Genomic DNA, 16,332 nt, shown 5'->3' on the forward strand with positions numbered 1-16,332 from the left:
CACCCTATCTGTATTGCAACGACAACACACTTGGGAGACCCTTATGTTCCGTCCTTTGCTCCTCGCGACCATCGGCCTGTCCAGCGTGCTGGCGCTGTCCGCCTGCAACCGCTCCGACGAAGGGACGACGGTGTCGATCAACGCCGACGGCGGCAACGTGCTCGGTGCGATCAACGGCGAGACCGGCGAGATGAAGATCGACGTGCCCGGCTTCCAGGGTTCGGTGAAGCTGCCGAAGATCAAGATCGACTCGAGCAATTTCGATCTGAACGGGGTGCGGCTGTATCCGGGATCGTCGATCAGAAATCTCAACATCGTCGGTAACGAAAAGTCCGATCACGACACTGGAGGCGGCCTTCGCGTTGCCTTCGCCAGCCCGGCGACTCCCGCCACCGTCCGCGACTGGTTTGCCGAGCGCCTGGGCAAGGTCGGCTACAAGGTTCACAGCGAAGGCGCGAACCTGATCGGCACGACCGACGAGAACAAACCCTTCCGCCTGGAACTCGCCCCCGATGGCGCGGACAGGGCGACCGGCACGATCGTCATCAGCGGGTAAGGGGTAAGACCCTCGATCCTCCCCCGCCAGGGGGAGGTGTCGCCGAAGGTGACGGAGGGGGAGGACAGGGAATAGATGTTTCTCTTACCGCCCCCTCCGTCAGGCTGACGCCTGCCACCTCCCCCTGGCGGGGGAGGATCGTTCGAATTGCGGACTGCCCCAGCCCAGGCATTTGGCACGTCGCCCGCGACCCGCTATATCGGCCCTCCCCAATCCGGACACGAACCATGCTCGACACGCCTGCCGCCCTAGTCCCGACTCTCAGCCTTGCCACCCAAGCGACCGACCCGGACGGCTTTGCCGCCGCGTTCGGCGAATCGTTCGAGCGGTACGGCTTCGCGATCGTCGCCGATCACGGCATCCCCGCCGACCTGATCGAGCGCGCCTGGGCCGAAACCAAGCTCCTGTTCGACCTGCCCGAGGACGAGAAGCGCGGTTATCATATTCCCGGCGGCGGCGGGGCGCGCGGCTACACGCCGTTCAAGACCGAGATCGCCAAGGACGCCAAGGTCGTCGACCTCAAGGAATTCTGGCACGTCGGTCGCGAACTGCCCGAGGGGCATCGCTATGCGGACACGATGGCGCCGAACGTCTGGCCGACCCGGCCGGAAGGCTTCAAGCCGGTCTTTCTCGAACTGTTCGACGCGTTCGACCGCGCCGGCGACAAGCTGCTGTCGGCGATCGCGCGCCACCTGAAGCTCAAGCCCGACTGGTTCGACCCGGCGGTGAAGGACGGCAACAGCATCCTGCGTTTGCTCCATTACCCGCCGATCCCCGCCGATGCCGAAGGCGTCCGCGCCGGCGCGCACGAGGACATCAACCTCATCACGCTGCTGCTCGGTGCCGAGGAAGCGGGCCTGGAACTGCTCGATCGCGCCAATGGTCGCTGGCTGTCGATCAAGCCGCCCGAGGGTGCGATGGTCGTCAACGTCGGCGACATGCTCCAGCGGCTGACCAACAACGTGCTGCCCTCGACCACGCACCGCGTCGTCAATCCGCCACCCGAGCGCCGTGGCCACTCGCGTTATTCGATGCCGTTCTTCCTGCATCCGGCACCGGATTTCCTGATCGAGACGCTGCCGGGCACGATCACGCCGGACAACGCGAACCGCTATCCGACGCCGATCACCGCGCATGATTATCTGTACGAGCGGCTAGTCGAGATCGGGCTGATCAAGAAGTAAGGGCAGCATGTTTCCCCGCGAAAGGCGGGGATCCAGACTGGGCTTCCGCCTTCGCGGGGGAACAACTTAAAGGGGGTTTGGCCCCCCCCCTTTCTCCACCCCGGCGGAGGCCGGGGCCCAGTTGGAAAGGTTGCAGTAACGACGCGCACCGCTTCGTTATCCCTGTCCCCCAACTGGGCCCCGGCCTTCGCCGGGGTGGCCCTTCTCTCGGGACAGTGAAGCGAGGCAAGCCCCCCACCGCTTTTCTCCCGACCTGATACCCAACAACCACGCTTCGCCCATTGGTCCCCGCGCCCGCATCCGCTAGACCGCGCGCGATGCCCCATCTCTATCTCGTCGACGGCTCCGGCTATATCTTCCGCGCCTATCACCGGCTGCCGCCGCTCACCAACAAGCATGGCGAGCCGGTCGGCGCGGTCTATGGCTACACGACGATGCTGTGGAAGCTCGCGGACGAGGTTCACGCCGCCGACGGCCCGACCCACATGGCGGTCATCCTCGACAAGTCGTCGAAGACCTTCCGCAACGATCTCTACGACAAGTACAAGGCGCAGCGTCCGCCCCCGCCCGAGGACCTGGTCCCCCAGTTCCCGATGATCCGCGACGCCACGCGTGCGTTCTCGCTTCCGTGCATCGAGACCGAGGGACTCGAGGCAGACGACATCATCGCCTGCTACGCGAAAGCCGCACTCGCGCAGGGCTGGGAAGTCACGATCGTCAGTTCCGACAAGGACCTGATGCAGCTGATCGAGCCCGGGCTCGACATGTACGACACGATGAACAACCGCCGGCTTGGCGCGGAGCATGTCGCGGAGAAGTTCCACGGCGTCTCGCCCGCGCAGCTCGGCGACGTGCTCGCGCTGATGGGCGACAGCGTCGACAACGTCCCCGGCGTCCCCGGCGTCGGCCCCAAGACCGCGGCCAAGCTGATCCTCGAACACGGCGATCTCGAATCCGTGCTCGCCGCGGCCGACGGCATGAAGAAGGGCAAGCTGCGCGACAACCTGATCGAGCATGCCGAGATGGCGCGGCTGTCGAAGGTTCTCGTCACGCTCAAATGCGACGTCGCGCTGCCCGAACCGCTCGAGGATCTCGAACTCAAGGGTATCCCCGACGCACCGCTGCGTGCGTTCCTGGAGCATCACGGCTTCAAGTCGCTGATCGCCAAGCTCTCTGCGGTCGCCGAAGCCCCTGTCGCGACGCCCACCAGCACCGCCGATCTCGACGCGGACGAGCCCTGCAAGCACGACGATTATGAAACCGTCGTCGACGAAGCTGCGCTTGATCGCTGGATCACGATCGCGACGCATCAGGGCTGGGTTGCGATCGACACCGAGACCACCGGCATCGACGCGACGCGCGCTGATCTGGTCGGGATCAGCATGGCGCTGCATCCGAACCTCGCCTGCTACGTACCTGTCGCGCATGGCGGCACGGATTTGCTCGCGGAAAACCCGGTCCAGCTCGATCGTGCACTCGTGCTAGCGAAACTGAAGCCGTTGCTGGAGAATCCGAGCGTCCTGAAGATCGGCCATAATCTCAAATACGATATGATCGTCCTGGGCCGCGCCTACGCCGCGGATAGCTCAGGGGGCGGCGGCGTGAACATCGCGCCGTTCGACGACACCATCGTGATGAGCTTCGATCTCGACGCCGGGCTGCACGGCCACGGCATGGACGAACTCGCCGCCACGCACCTCTCGCACACCTGCATCGCGTTCAAGGACGTCGTCGGCACCGGCAAGACGCAGCGGACCTTCAACGAAATCGACCTCAAGGCCGCTACGCGTTACGCCGCCGAGGATGCCGACGTGACGCTCCGCCTGTGGCGGCGGTTCAAGCATCGCCTGCCCGCGGAAGGCTCGACCCGCGTCTACGAGATGGTCGACCGCCCGCTCGTCCCGGTCATCGCGCAGATGGAGATGCACGGCATCAAGGTCGACGCCGCCAAACTGTCGAAGCTCTCGACCGAATTCGCCGGCCAGATGGCGAGCCTCGAGACCGAGATCCACGCGCTCGCCGGCGGACCGTTCACGATCGGCAGCCCCAAGCAGCTCGGCGACGTGCTGTTCGAGAAGATGGGCATCAAGGGCGGCCGAAAGGGCAAGTCCGGCGTCTATTCGACCGACGTCACCGAACTCGAACGGATCGCCGCCGACAAGGATTCGCCCGGCGCAGTGATCGCGCGGAAGGTCCTCGACTGGCGCCAGCTGTCGAAGCTGAAATCGACCTACACCGACGCGCTGCAGGCGCAGATCAACCCGGCGACGGGTCGCGTGCACACGTCCTATTCGCTGACCGGTGCGCAGACCGGCCGCCTGTCCTCGACCGATCCGAACCTCCAGAACATCCCGATCCGCACCGAGATCGGCCGCCAGATCCGCGACGCGTTCGTGGCCGAGCCCGGCAACGTCATCCTCGCTGCCGATTACTCGCAGATCGAGTTGCGGCTGGCGGCGCACATGGCGAACGTCCCTGCGTTGAAGCAGGCGTTCGCGAACGGCGACGACATTCACAGCCTTACCGCACAGGAACTGTTCGGCGAGGTCAACCGCGACACCCGCGGGCGTGCGAAGACAATCAACTTCGCGATCCTCTACGGCATCTCCCGCTGGGGTCTCGCCGGACGTTTGGACGTGTCGGCGGACGAGGCGCAGGCGATGATCGACCGCTATTTCGACCGCTTCCCCGGCATCTCGAACTATATCGTCGAGACCACCGAGAGCGTCCGCGCGAGCGGATTCACGACTACCTTGTTCGGCCGAAAGACTCATTTTCCCCGCATCCGATCGAAGGTCCAGCACGAACGCCAGGGCGCCGAACGCGCCGCGATCAACGCGCCGATTCAGGGCACGAGCGCCGATATCATCAAGCGCGCGATGGTCCGCATGGGGCCGGCGTTGCTCGAAGCGGGTCTGCCGAACGTCCGCATGCTCCTCCAGGTCCACGACGAACTCGTGTTCGAACTGCCGGAAGCTGACGTGGAAGCAGCCAAGCCGGTGATCGAACGCGTCATGGCGACCGCCGCCGAGCCCGCGGTGACGCTCGACGTGCCGCTCGGCATCGAGATCGGAACCGGCCTCAGCTGGGGCGCAGCGCATTGAACGCGCAGGGCGGCAGGCGGCCACGTCCGACTGACTCGCACCAGCGCGGCCGGCAAAGCGTTCGCTCCGACCGACGACGCGGCTTTGCCGCGGCGCGACCCGCGAACGGCGCGGCAGCGTGACCGAGGCCACGCAGGATATCGACACGCTCGCCAAGGGTGGTCGGACCAACATCGCGGGCTTCGTCCTCCGCCTCGCCGCGCGCATCCCGTTCCTGTTCATCGCCGGGCGGATCTACGGCCCTGACCTCGTCGGCCGCTTCGCGATCGCGGTCGTGGTCGTCGAACTCGCAGCCTTGCTCGCCACGCTCGGCCTGAAGCGCGGCCTCGCCCAGGCGCTCAGCAGCGCCGAACGCCCGCATGGCTGTGTCGTGTGGGATGCGATGGCAGTCGCGTTCGTCGCCTCGCTCATCGCCAGTGCGGTGCTCTGCACCTTCCCGCAGATCATGTATCCGAACAGCGCGATCACCGGGCTCGACCGGTTCCTGCCGCTGATCATCGTCGCGATCGCCTGGTCCGACGTCAGCCTCGCCGCGCTCGCCTACCGTCTTAACGTCAAGGCCGCCGTCACCGCGCGCGCCGTGGTCGAGCCGTGGACGATCTCGATCGCGGCCTGGGCCTTCTCCTATTTCACGATCCGCGACGGCCTCGTGCTCAGCTACGTCGCGTCGATGACCGCGGCGCTGATCGCCAGCCTCGTGCCGTTCCTGCGCAGCTACGGCATCCCGCGCGGCTGGAAACCCCAGCTCCGTCCATTGTATGCGCTCGCTCGCGCCAACGTGCCGCTCGCCGGTGCCGACATCCTCGAATGGGGCAGCCGCAACGTCGACCGCTTCATCCTCGGCGTGATGTTCGAGCCCAAGGTCGTCGGCATCTACTATATGGCTCAGCAGGTCGCGAGCCTGCCGCAGAAGCTCAAGACCAGCTTCGACCCGATCCTCGGTCCCGTCATCACCCACAGTCTCGCGATCAACGACCGCACGGCAATCGCCAACCAGGTCCGCCAGGTCGCGTTCTGGATCATGGCGGCACAAGGCGGCCTTGCGCTGATGGGCTCGATCCCCGGCGAAGCGGTGATGGGCGTGGTCGGCCCGCAGTTCGTCGCCGGCACCGCCGCGCTCGCGTTCCTGCTGACCGCCGAAGTTCTCGCCTCGACAGGGGCCGTTAGCGAATCTGCGCTCGTCTACATCGCCCGGCACCGCAACCTGATGATCTCGGCAGCGATGCTGGCGTTCCAGATCGGACTGAGCTTCGCGCTGATCTTCGCGATCCGCAAGCTCGGCTACCCGGTCAACTATCAGGCGGCGGGTCCGGCGATCGCGCTGATGCTGTCCGTCGCGCTGACGTCCGTGATCAAGGCCAAGCTGCTCGGCCATCTGCTCGGCGCAAGCGTGTCACCCTGGCGGTGGCCGCTGATCTGGGCGGCGGTCGCGGCGATCGTCGTGGGCGGCGCGTTTACCGCCCTGCCCAAGCGCTACGAGTGGGTCGAACTTGCGATCGGCGAGCCAGCGATCGCGGCCACCTATCTCTACATCCTGTGGAAATACGCATTCGGCCCCGCAGACCGCGCCCTGTTCGGCAAATCGCCGCCTGTCAGCGAGGCCATGCTGCCCAATGCAGGATCGCCGATCCGCTGAAACGATCAGTACGCGCGGGCGACCGCGAATTCGACGGCTTCGATCATGGCGTCCTTGGCGTCGCCATCGGCGAAACCGCCGATCGAGTCGATCGCGCGCTGACCGTAATGGCGGGCCCGGGCGAACGTGTCGTCGATCGCGCGGGTCGAGCGGATCAGGCGGATCGCGTGCTGCAGGTCGGAGTCGCTATCGCGTCGACCTTCGACCGCGTCCTTCCAGAACGCGCGATCCTCGGCTGATCCTCTCGCATAGGCCAGGATCACCGGGAGCGTCATCTTGCCCTCGCGGAAATCGTCGCCGGCGTCCTTGCCCATCGTATCCGCGTCCGAGACATAATCGATCGCATCGTCGACCAGCTGGAACGCGATGCCGAGGTTGCGGCCATACGCGTCGAGCGCAGCTTCCTCGGCGTCCGGACGATCGGCGACCACTGCCGCGATCCGGCAGGCGGCGGCGAACAACGCAGCCGTCTTCGCGCCGATGATATCGAGATAGCGTTCCTCGCCGAGATCGACCCGGCGCGCGGCGGTAAGCTGATTGACCTCGCCCTCGGCGATGACCGCGCTGGTCGAGGACAGGATCTTCAGCGCCTTGAGGCTGCCGGCCTCGACCATCAGTTCGAAGCTGCGGCTGAACAGGAAGTCGCCGACCAGCACGCTGGCGGGGTTCCCCCAGATGATGTTGGCGGTGCGCTTGCCGCGGCGCAGGTCCGAACCGTCGACGACGTCGTCGTGGAGCAGCGTCGCGGTGTGGATGAACTCGACCGCGGCGGCGAGCAGGTGATGCTGCGATCCGGTGTAATCGATGAGCCGTGCGCTCGCGAGCGTCAGCATCGGCCGCATCCGCTTGCCGCCGCCGGCGATCAGGTGCCCGGCGAGTTCGGGGATCAAAGGAATCTCGGACCGCATGCGCCCGACGATGACCGCGTTGACCTGCTCCATATCGCTGGTCACGAGCCTGACCATCGGGTCCAGCGAGGGCTGTGACTCGGGATTGGGACGAAGGGGGTCGAGGCGGTGGACGGTGGCGCTCATCTGCCCGAGCCTCTGACGCTTACCGCCTTGCAAAGCAACCCTTGCTGGGTCTTGCCGACCCCCTTGCCCCCGATCGCGCATCCTCACAAAAGGCACGCGAACCAACGAAAGGGTGCGTGGATGGCAGACGAACTGCTGAACGGATACCGCCAGAGTATCGACAATATCGATGCGGCACTGATCCACATGCTCGCCGAGCGCTTCAAGGTGACGCAGGCGGTCGGGCGGCACAAGGCGACGCATGGCCTGCCCCCCGCCGACCCGGGACGCGAGGAGCGCCAGATCGCCCGGTTGCGACAACTCGCGTCGGACGCACAACTGGATCCCGAATTCTCGGAAAAGTTCCTGCGCTTCATCATCGACGAAGTGATCCGACACCATGAACGGCTCGCGCACGACCACGATTGAGAAGGCAGATTCGTCGCCTTGGTTGGACGCGAGGTGGTGCGTGAGACGATCCGTGACGAAAACGTCATGCCGCCTCCACCTGTCGATCATCCGGACTGGCGCAAGCGGCGTCCGATGAGGGGTGTTCGTCGCATTGTGACCGGCTTGGCGGCGGCGATAGTGGCGGCTGTGGTTTTCATGGCCTGGCTCGGCTATTTCGGCGGACCGCTGTTCACCGACGTACCGACCCGGACCCCTTCCGCCCGCGCGCGCTTTGCCGTCGTCGTCCTGTCGAGCGACATCGGCTTCAACGCCGGCATCGGTCCCGACATCGCGGCGCGGCTGGCAGCGGACGGTGTGCCGGTGGTCGGCGTCAACATGCTCACCTACCTGCGGCGGACCAGAACGCCCGCGGAGATCACGGCCCTGATCGCGCGCGCCGAACAGCGCGCGTTACGGTTGGGGCATACCGACCGCGTCGTGCTGATCGGCCTGTCGTTTGGCGCAGACATGCTCCATGTCGGGCTGGTCGACCTGCCCGCGAGGCTGCGCGCGAACGTGGCGAAAGTCGTGCTGATCGTGCCCGAGAACACCGTGCAGTTCCGCGCATCGCCGAACGAGATTTTCGATTACTGGACGCCGACCTTCGCTGCGACGCCCAGCGCACGGCAACTTACCTGGGCGCCTCTGCTGTGCATTCACGGTAGCGAGGAAGCCGACAGCTTGTGTCCGCTGCTGAAGCAGCCCAATGCCCGGATCATGGCTTTGCCAGGGGGACATCCGCTTCACCGTGATGCCGACGCGCTTTACGCTACGGTCTCGCAATTCATATTCGCGCATTAAGGATCGATCGATGATTCCCGCATTGATGGCGCTCGCTATGGCCGCGACCAGTCCCGCCCCGGCCTCGTCGGTCGAGGGCATCTGGCACAATCCGAAGAACAGTGTGGCGGTGAAGACGGGTGCGTGCGGCGACAGATTGTGCGGCTGGGTGGTTCGCGCGACCAACGAGGCGCAGGCCGATGCCCGCGATGGCGGCACTCCCAAACTGATCGGGACCGCACTGCTGCGCGATTATCGGCGGAGCGGTCGCGGCAAATGGTCGGGGCAGATCTTCGTCCCCGACATGGGGCGCACGTTTGGATCGACGCTGATGCTCGTCGACGCCAACACGATCTCGGTGAAGGGGTGCCTGATCGGCGGCTTCCTCTGCAAATCGCAGATCTGGCATCGCGGTTGATGCCCGTGAGCCGGATACGCGACTGGATCGTCCATCGACGCGGGATGCTGATCGCGTTGGCGGTGCTGGTCTTGGCGGTGCTGGGATTCGCGGCGATCCACAAATTGACCGCCGAGATCCGTCTTTCCGAGGTACGTGCAGCGTTTGCAGCGCTCGGCTGGCCGCAGCTGTCGGTGTCGATCGGGCTGACCGTGATCAGTTACATCGCGCTGACCTTCTACGATACGATCGCGCTGCAGGTGATCGGCCACCCCTTGCGCTGGCGAACGGCCGCGGTGGCGTCGTTCACGAGCTATACGATCAGCCACAATCTCGGGCTGGCGATGCTGACCGGTGGCTCGGCGCGCTACCGTGTCTACAGCCGCGCGGGACTCGACGAGGCGGCGGTGGCGCGCGTCGTCCTGATCGCGGGGGTAACGTTCTGGGCGGGCGTGATCACCGTCGCGTGCCTGTCGATGGCAATCCATCCCGGCATGCTGCCGATCGTCAAATGGACGATGCCGCCGCTGCTGGAGCGGTGCATCGGCATCGCGATCCCGCTGGCGATGGTCGGGATCGTGCTGCGGTACCGGCGCGGCGGATCGCTCGGGTTGTTCGGCTGGCGGTTGCCGTTGCCCAACTGGCAGCAGGCGCTGGCGCTGGTGCTGGTTTCCACTGTCGACCTGGCGGCGGCCAGCGCGGCGCTGTTCGTGCTGCTGCCGAACGCGTCGCCCGAACTTTATCCGGTACTGTTCCTCGGCTATGCGGTGGCGATCGTCGTCGCGTTGATCAGCCATGTGCCGGGCGGGCTGGGCGTGTTCGAGGCGGTGATCATCGCGACGATGCCGCAGGACAATGCGACGATCCTCGCCGCCCTGCTCACCTACCGCATCATCTATTACGTCGCGCCGCTGATCCTGGCGGCGGTGTTGATGGCGTTTCACGAAGGTCGGCAGTGGCGAGGGCGCGGGGCGGGTCCGCTGACGATCGCGCTCCCGCTCGCGCCGCTCCTGCTCGGTGTGCTCGTGTTCATGAGCGGCGCGATGCTGCTCGTTTCGGGCGCGCTGCCCGCCGCGCCCGGCCGCATGGATACGCTGGCGACGATCCTGCCGCTGCCGATCAGCGAGATGGCGCACGTCGCGGCGAGCCTCGTCGGCGTCATGCTGTTGCTGGTGGCCCTCGGGCTGTACCGGCGGCTCGACGGCGCGTTCTGGGCGGCACGGACGTTGCTGGTGGCGGGCGCGCTGCTGTCGATCGCCAAGGGCCTCGATTACGAGGAGGCGACGATCCTGTTGCTGACCGCGGCCGCGCTGCAATGGACGCGCGCGGCGTTCTACCGGCGGACGCGGCTGACCGCCGAGCCGCTGTCGCCCGAATGGCTGGTCGGCGTCGGTGCCGCCATCGGCCTGTCGGTGCTGATCGGGTTCTTCGCCTATCGCCGCGTCGGCTATTCGAGCGACCTTTGGTGGCAGTTCGAGACCAACGCCAACGCCTCGCGCTTTCTGCGCACCAGCCTCGCGGTCGGGCTGTTGCTGATCGGCGCGGCGATCTGGCGGCTGTTCGCGGCGGCGCCGGTGCCGATGGTCCACGACGTGCTGCCCGATGACGTTGCGAAGGCGGCGCTGGCACATGCCGACCGCACCGACGCGATGCTCGCCTTCACCGGCGACAAGCGCTTCCTCGTGTCGGACAGCGGCGACGCGTTCCTGATGTACCAGGTGAAGGGCGCGAGCTGGATCGTGCTCGGCGATCCGGTCGGGCCGAGCGAGGCGTGGTCCGAACTGCTCTGGGCGATCCGCGCGCGTGCCGACGCCGCGCAAGGACGGCTGCTGCTGTACCAGATCGGCCTCAGGATTGTACCGATCGCGATCGAGATGGGACTGAAGCTCGTCAAATACGGCGAGGAGGCGACGGTCGAACTCGACCGCTTCACGCTCGACACGCCCGACATGCGCAGCGTGCGCAAGGCGAGCCGCGTCGCCGAACGTGCTGGCGCAGAATTCGCGGTCGTTCCCGCTGCCGACATGCCCGCGATCCTGCCCGAATTGCAGGCGATCTCCGACTGGTGGCTCGCCGACAAGGATCACGCCGAGAAGAGCTTCAGCGTCGGCCGGTTCGAGCCCGAATACATGGCGAAGTTCGACTGCGCGGTGGTACGGATCGAGGGACGGATCGTCGCCTTCGCCAATATCTGGGCGACCCCGAACGGCCAGGAATTGTCGGTCGACCTGATGCGCCACGCCGAATCGATGCCGCAGGGGGGCATGGACTTCCTGTTCACGCGGTTGATGCTGTGGGGGCACGAGCACGGCTATCGCAATTTCTCGCTCGGTATGGCGCCGCTGTCGGGGATCGAGGCGCGGCGTCTGTCGCCGACCTGGTCGAAGGTGGCGGCGTTCCTGTTCCGCCACGGCGAGCGCTTCTACGGGTTTGCCGGCCTGCGCGCGTACAAGGAGAAGTTTCGCCCAAACTGGACGCCGCGCTACATCGCCTCGCCGGGCGGCACGTCGCTGCTACGCGGGCTGATCGATTTGCAGGCTTTGGTGAGCCGGTAAGGCTTGGCCGACGCAATTGTTCATCCGGAACCAGTCGGCGGGCAAGCAAGCCTGTTTCCCCGCGAAGGCGGGGATCCAGCCTGGGCTCCCGCCTTCGCGGGAGAACAAGGAAGGGTGTGCCGCCGCGAATTGGTGGCTCGCCCTTAGAAAGAATACGCGCCAACCGGTTCCGGGGACCACCGATCCGCGCACCAGATCCTGCCGATTTCGCGCCACCGTGGATGCCGGAACCAGTCCGGCATGACGAAGAGTGCTTTAAACCGAATATCGAACTGTCCTAGGGCTCTCCCATGAGCTTCCTCCTGGCAATCGAAGGCGCCGACGGCGCGGGCAAGGCGACCGCCTCGGCGTTGGTGGTCGAGCAACTGCGCGCCGCAGGCCGCACCGCCGACGTCGTGTCGTTCCCCCGCTATACCGAAACGGTCGGTGGCTGGGCGCTGGGCGCGATGCTGGCGGGGACCTTGCCGCGTGGCACGTCGCCGAAGGCCGCGGCAGTGCTGTACGCGCTCGACCGGATGGAGTCGCATGGCCATCTGATGGCGACGATGGCAGCGAACGAGGTCGTGGTATTCGACCGCTATATCGCGTCGAACATGGCGTATCAGGCGGCGCAGGTGCCCGCTGACGAGGCTGACGCGATGATGGCGTGGATCGCCGACCTGGAGACGGGCTCGTTCGCGCTGCCGAAGCCCGATCTGTCGGTGTATCTCGACACCCCCGCCGCGATCGCCCGCGGGCTGATCCTGAAGAAGCGCAAGCGGTCCTACACCGACGATGCGTTCGACGCGTACGAGGCGGATACCGGGCTGCAGGACCGGGTCCGGACGAACTACGCGGCGATGGCCACGGCCGGGTTGCTGGGCCGCTGGGCGACGGTGTCGACGGTAACTGACGGCGCGTCGCGCTTGCCCGCAGAGATCGCGGCGGAGATCGTCGCCCTCCTTGCCTGACGCCGCTGCCCTCCACCCCGGCGAAGGCCGGGGCCCAATTGGAGAGGTCGCAGTAACGGCGTGAGACGCCCGCCAAGCGTCGTCCCCCATTTGGGCCCCGGCCTCCGCCGGGGTGGTGTACGGTTGCGCGTGCGCGCGTGTGTCACAAATCCCCCTATTCGTTTCAAAACTTCTCGTTATGTAGCTCGACTATATAACGAAGGGGTGATGACAATGCGCGGACGTGATTTCGGGCGGCTGAGCGCCGTGCTGCTGGCATCGGCATGCCTGCCGACGATCGCTCAGGCACAGACCAGCGCAGCCAATCCGGAACAGACGCGCACGGAGGGCAGCATTGCTCAGCCGAGCAGCGAGGCGGATACCTCGATGGAGGTGATCGTCACCGCCCGCCGCCGCGCGGAAAACGCGCAGAAGATCCCAGGCTCGCTGTCGGTCGTCGGTGGCGCCCTGCTCGACCGGTCTTACACCGTGAACACGCAGCAGCTGTCGCAGCTCGTCCCTGCGCTGAACTACAGCTCGGCGAACCCGCGCAACACCGCGTTCACGATCCGCGGTCTCGGCAGCAGCGTCGTCGCGGTCAGCCAGGCGAATGACGGGCTTGAGCCGGGCGTCGGTTTTTATGTCGACCAGGTCTATCACGCGCGCCCCGCCACCGCCGCGTTCGACTTCAGCGACATCGAGCAGGTCGAGGTACTCCGCGGGCCGCAGGGCACGTTGTTCGGCAAGAACTCGACCGCCGGCGCGATCAACATCACGACGCGCGCGCCGACCTTCACGACCGAGGGTGAGGCCGAGATCAGCTATGCGAGCTACAATTTCCTGCAGGTAAAGGGCGCCGTCTCCGGGCCGATCATCGGCGATACGCTCGCCGGCCGCGTGTCGGTGGTCAGCACGCGCCGCGACGGCGTGATCGACAACGTCGTCACCGGTCGCGACCAGAACACCATCGGCAACCAGGCGATCCGCGGCCAGCTGCTGTTCCGGCCTTCGGAAGTGTTCCAGGTGAAGGTCAGCGCCGACTTCACCAACTTCCAGAGCAACTGCTGCACGCAGGTCTATTACAACGTCGCCACCCGCCCGACGAGCGGTGCCAGCGGCGCTGTATTCCGCACCGCCACGCGTCAGTTCGGCGGCCCGACGGGCCTCGCCGCGCAGTTCAACTACGCACCGCCCAGCACCAATCCGTACGACCGCAAGACCGATATCGACGCGGCGCTCGGCGTCGACACGAACGAGGGCGGCGTCGGCGTGATCGCGGACTGGAACCTCGGCGGCGCCACGCTCACGTCGGTCAGCGCATGGCGGTTCTGGAACTGGGATGCGGCGAACGACCGCGACTACACCAGCATCCCGATCCAGATCGAACAGCACATCCCGTCGCGTCAGGACCAGTATAGCCAGGAATTGCGCCTCGCCTCGAACGGCGACCACAAATTGAGCTATGTCGGCGGACTGTATTTCTTCCGTCAGCGGGTGATCGGCCGGCCAATCTCGATCTACGGCCCCGCCGCCGCCCGATACCTGATCGGCACGACGACCACGACTCCGGTTCCCGTCGGCAGCCCCGCGCTTCCCGCCACCGCCGTCCCGAGCAACCTGCTCGACGGCTACGGCACCGACGGCCGCACCGATTTCCGGTCGGACAGCTATGCAGCGTTCGGCGAGGTCAACTGGAAGCCGGTCGATCGCCTGACGCTGACCGGCGGCCTGCGCTACACCTATGAGGAGAAGGAGGGCACGTACGACACCTTCACCTTCGGCGGCCTCCAGACCACCAACGCCGCACTGAACGCCGCCAAGCTGTCGATCCTGCGCGGCCAGAACTACGCCGCCAGCGACAAGGACGGTGCGCTGACCGGCCGCGCCAACATCGCCTACCAGGCGACAAATGGCATCCTCGCTTATGTCAGCTACGCGCGCGGCGAGAAGTCGGGCGGGATCAACATGTCCGGCCTGCCGCTGAACGACCAGAACCTGCCTGCGATCGGTACTGCCGTGGTGCGCCCCGAGAAGAATACCGCGTACGAAGTCGGATTGAAGACGCAGTTGTTCGACAACCACCTGATCTTCAACGTCGACGGCTATTATACGCGCGTCACTGATTTCCAGACGAACGTCACCGACACCCGCGCCGCCGCGGCATTGCGCACGTATCTCGCCAACATCCCGAAGGTGACGGTCCGCGGCTTCGAGGCGGACGCGACCGCGCTCGTGACGCGCAACCTGTCGCTGCGCGGGAGCGTCGCCTATGCCGATGGGAAGTTCAATTCCTACCCGGCGGCGCCCTGCCCGATCGAGCGGATCTTCAACACCGCCGCGTTCTGCGACCTTTCGGGTCAGCGACTGTCGAGCCTGCCGCGCTGGTCGTACACGCTCGGCGCGGACTACAACCAGCCGATCGCGGACATCGGCAGCGGCTTCGTCCATGTCGATTCGAACACGCGCACCCGCCAGTTCGGCGATCCCTCGGGGTCGGCGTTCACGGTCATCCAGGGCTATACGATCGTCAACGGCAGCATCGGCTTCCGCTCGAAGGAGGGCTGGGAGCTCGCTGTGTTCTCACGCAACCTGCTCAACAAGGACTACATCCAGAACGTGACGATCCAGGCGGGCAATTCGGGTCTCATCCTCGCCACGCCGAGCGACCCTCGCACGATCGGGCTTACCTTCCGCATCCGCCAGTAGCTATGAGGGGGGCCATGACGCTACCGCCGGACCCTGCCCTCCATGCCACGATCCTGCTCGCCAAGGACCAGACCGGCCGCGTCGGCGCCGACCGGATCGCGCTGCTCCGCGCGATCCGCGACGGCGGCTCGATCACCAGCGCGGCCAAGGTCGTGGGGCTGAGCTACAAGGCGGCGTGGGACGCGGTGCAGGTGATGAACAACCTGTTCGACCGCCCGCTCGTGCTGCCCGCCGCGGGCGGCAAGGACGGCGGCGCGAGTCCGATCACCGAGGCGGGCATCGCCGTGCTCGACGGCTATGCGGTCGCCGAAGCCGAACTCGCCAGCGCAATGGCGCGGATCGAGGCGAGCGTGTCGAACGGGCTGTCGTTGAAGCCGCTGCTATGGGGAATCGGGATGAAGACCAGCGCACGCAACGTGTTGCGGGGTACGGTGTCACGGGTGACGCCGGGGACGATCGATGCCGAGGTGACGCTGGCGGTTGCCGACGGCGTGGAGATCGTCGCGACCATCACGCGCGGCAGTGCCGAGGATCTCGGGCTGGTGCCGGGCGCGACGGCGCTCGCGTTGATCAAATCGAGCTTCGTGATCCTCGCGCGCGGTGACGAGAGCCTGCGGACGTCGGCGCGCAACACGCTCGCGGGGACCGTGATCGCGCGGGAGGACGGCGCGATCTCCAGCGAGGTGACGCTGGAGCTGACGCTGGGCAAGACGCTGACCGCGACGTTGACGCGGGAGAGTGCGGAGGCGCTGGACCTGCAGATCGGCACGCGGGCGCTGGCGTTGATCAAGGCGAGCCATGTGATCCTGGCGGTCGAGTAGCGCCGTTCACCCAACCCGACACCACCCCGGCGAAGGCCGGGGCCCAATTGGGAGACGTCGCGAACTGAGGCCGGTCCTCCGTTACCTCGACCTTTCCACTTGGGTCCCGGCCTTCGCGGGGGTGGTGCATACGGCTTCGGAAAAAGTTCGCGGATTTTCGGAAATTTTCTCCGCCACCCCCCGATTCCGCATTGCAGCATC

The 16,332-nt window shown here is 66.2% G+C and carries 12 protein-coding genes; 11 read left to right on the forward strand and 1 reads right to left on the reverse strand.

The genetic code is table 11. The features are described 5' to 3' along the window. Positions 1 to 43: 43 nt before the first annotated feature. The 4 genes from SJY41_RS12255 to SJY41_RS12270 all read left to right on the forward strand — a co-directional run bounded on the left by SJY41_RS12255 (position 44) and on the right by SJY41_RS12270 (position 6,480). Entirely contained in the window at positions 44 to 556 is a 513-nt protein-coding gene (locus SJY41_RS12255) for a hypothetical protein (protein WP_380782068.1), read from the forward strand. 227 nt (positions 557 to 783) lie between these two features. Next, positions 784 to 1,740: an isopenicillin N synthase family dioxygenase gene (locus SJY41_RS12260; protein WP_380782070.1), complete on the forward strand. Its 957-nt coding sequence runs from the start codon at positions 784 to 786 to the stop codon at positions 1,738 to 1,740. Positions 1,741 to 2,057: 317 nt separating this feature from the next. Beyond that, the gene (gene polA, locus SJY41_RS12265) at positions 2,058 to 4,844 is read left to right on the forward strand and encodes a DNA polymerase I (RefSeq protein ID WP_380782072.1); all 2,787 of its coding nucleotides are present in this window, start codon (positions 2,058 to 2,060) and stop codon (positions 4,842 to 4,844) included. Positions 4,845 to 4,962: 118 nt separating this feature from the next. Further along, positions 4,963 to 6,480, forward strand: a complete 1,518-nt coding sequence (locus SJY41_RS12270; protein ID WP_380782074.1) for a lipopolysaccharide biosynthesis protein — start codon at positions 4,963 to 4,965, stop codon at positions 6,478 to 6,480. Between the two features lie 5 nt (positions 6,481 to 6,485). Here the strand turns inward: SJY41_RS12270 and SJY41_RS12275 are convergent, their stop codons facing one another. Beyond that, positions 6,486 to 7,514: a polyprenyl synthetase family protein gene (locus tag SJY41_RS12275; protein WP_380782076.1), complete on the reverse strand. Its 1,029-nt coding sequence runs from the start codon at positions 7,512 to 7,514 to the stop codon at positions 6,486 to 6,488. 120 nt (positions 7,515 to 7,634) lie between these two features. On the opposite strand from SJY41_RS12275, the gene SJY41_RS12280 reads away from it, so the two are divergent. From SJY41_RS12280 to SJY41_RS12310, 7 genes are all read left to right on the forward strand, one after another. After that, entirely contained in the window at positions 7,635 to 7,922 is a 288-nt protein-coding gene (locus SJY41_RS12280; RefSeq protein WP_380782078.1) for a chorismate mutase, read from the forward strand. Between the two features lie 66 nt (positions 7,923 to 7,988). Continuing rightward, positions 7,989 to 8,744 carry an AcvB/VirJ family lysyl-phosphatidylglycerol hydrolase gene (locus SJY41_RS12285; protein ID WP_380782080.1) on the forward strand — a complete coding sequence of 252 codons (756 nt, stop codon included), beginning with the start codon at positions 7,989 to 7,991 and terminating at the stop codon, positions 8,742 to 8,744. A 10-nt stretch (positions 8,745 to 8,754) separates the two neighbouring features. Beyond that, positions 8,755 to 9,141, forward strand: a complete 387-nt coding sequence (locus tag SJY41_RS12290) for a DUF2147 domain-containing protein (protein ID WP_380782082.1) — start codon at positions 8,755 to 8,757, stop codon at positions 9,139 to 9,141. Between the two features lie 5 nt (positions 9,142 to 9,146). Beyond that, on the forward strand, positions 9,147 to 11,675 hold the full coding sequence (mprF, locus tag SJY41_RS12295) for a bifunctional lysylphosphatidylglycerol flippase/synthetase MprF (RefSeq protein WP_380782084.1): 2,529 nt from the start codon (positions 9,147 to 9,149) through the stop codon (positions 11,673 to 11,675). A 290-nt stretch (positions 11,676 to 11,965) separates the two neighbouring features. Then, the gene (locus SJY41_RS12300) at positions 11,966 to 12,625 is read left to right on the forward strand and encodes a thymidylate kinase (protein WP_380782086.1); all 660 of its coding nucleotides are present in this window, start codon (positions 11,966 to 11,968) and stop codon (positions 12,623 to 12,625) included. Positions 12,626 to 12,838: 213 nt separating this feature from the next. Next, complete coding sequence (locus tag SJY41_RS12305) at positions 12,839 to 15,310, forward strand: TonB-dependent receptor (RefSeq protein WP_380784137.1); 2,472 nt, start codon at positions 12,839 to 12,841, stop codon at positions 15,308 to 15,310. Between the two features lie 14 nt (positions 15,311 to 15,324). Beyond that, the gene (locus SJY41_RS12310; RefSeq protein WP_380782087.1) at positions 15,325 to 16,131 is read left to right on the forward strand and encodes a TOBE domain-containing protein; all 807 of its coding nucleotides are present in this window, start codon (positions 15,325 to 15,327) and stop codon (positions 16,129 to 16,131) included. The last annotated feature ends 201 nt before the right edge of the window (positions 16,132 to 16,332 follow it).

Origin of the sequence: Sphingomonas sp. R86520, assembly GCF_042466285.1 — a bacterium.
In the GTDB taxonomy this organism is placed as follows: Bacteria; Pseudomonadota; Alphaproteobacteria; order Sphingomonadales; family Sphingomonadaceae; genus Sphingomonas.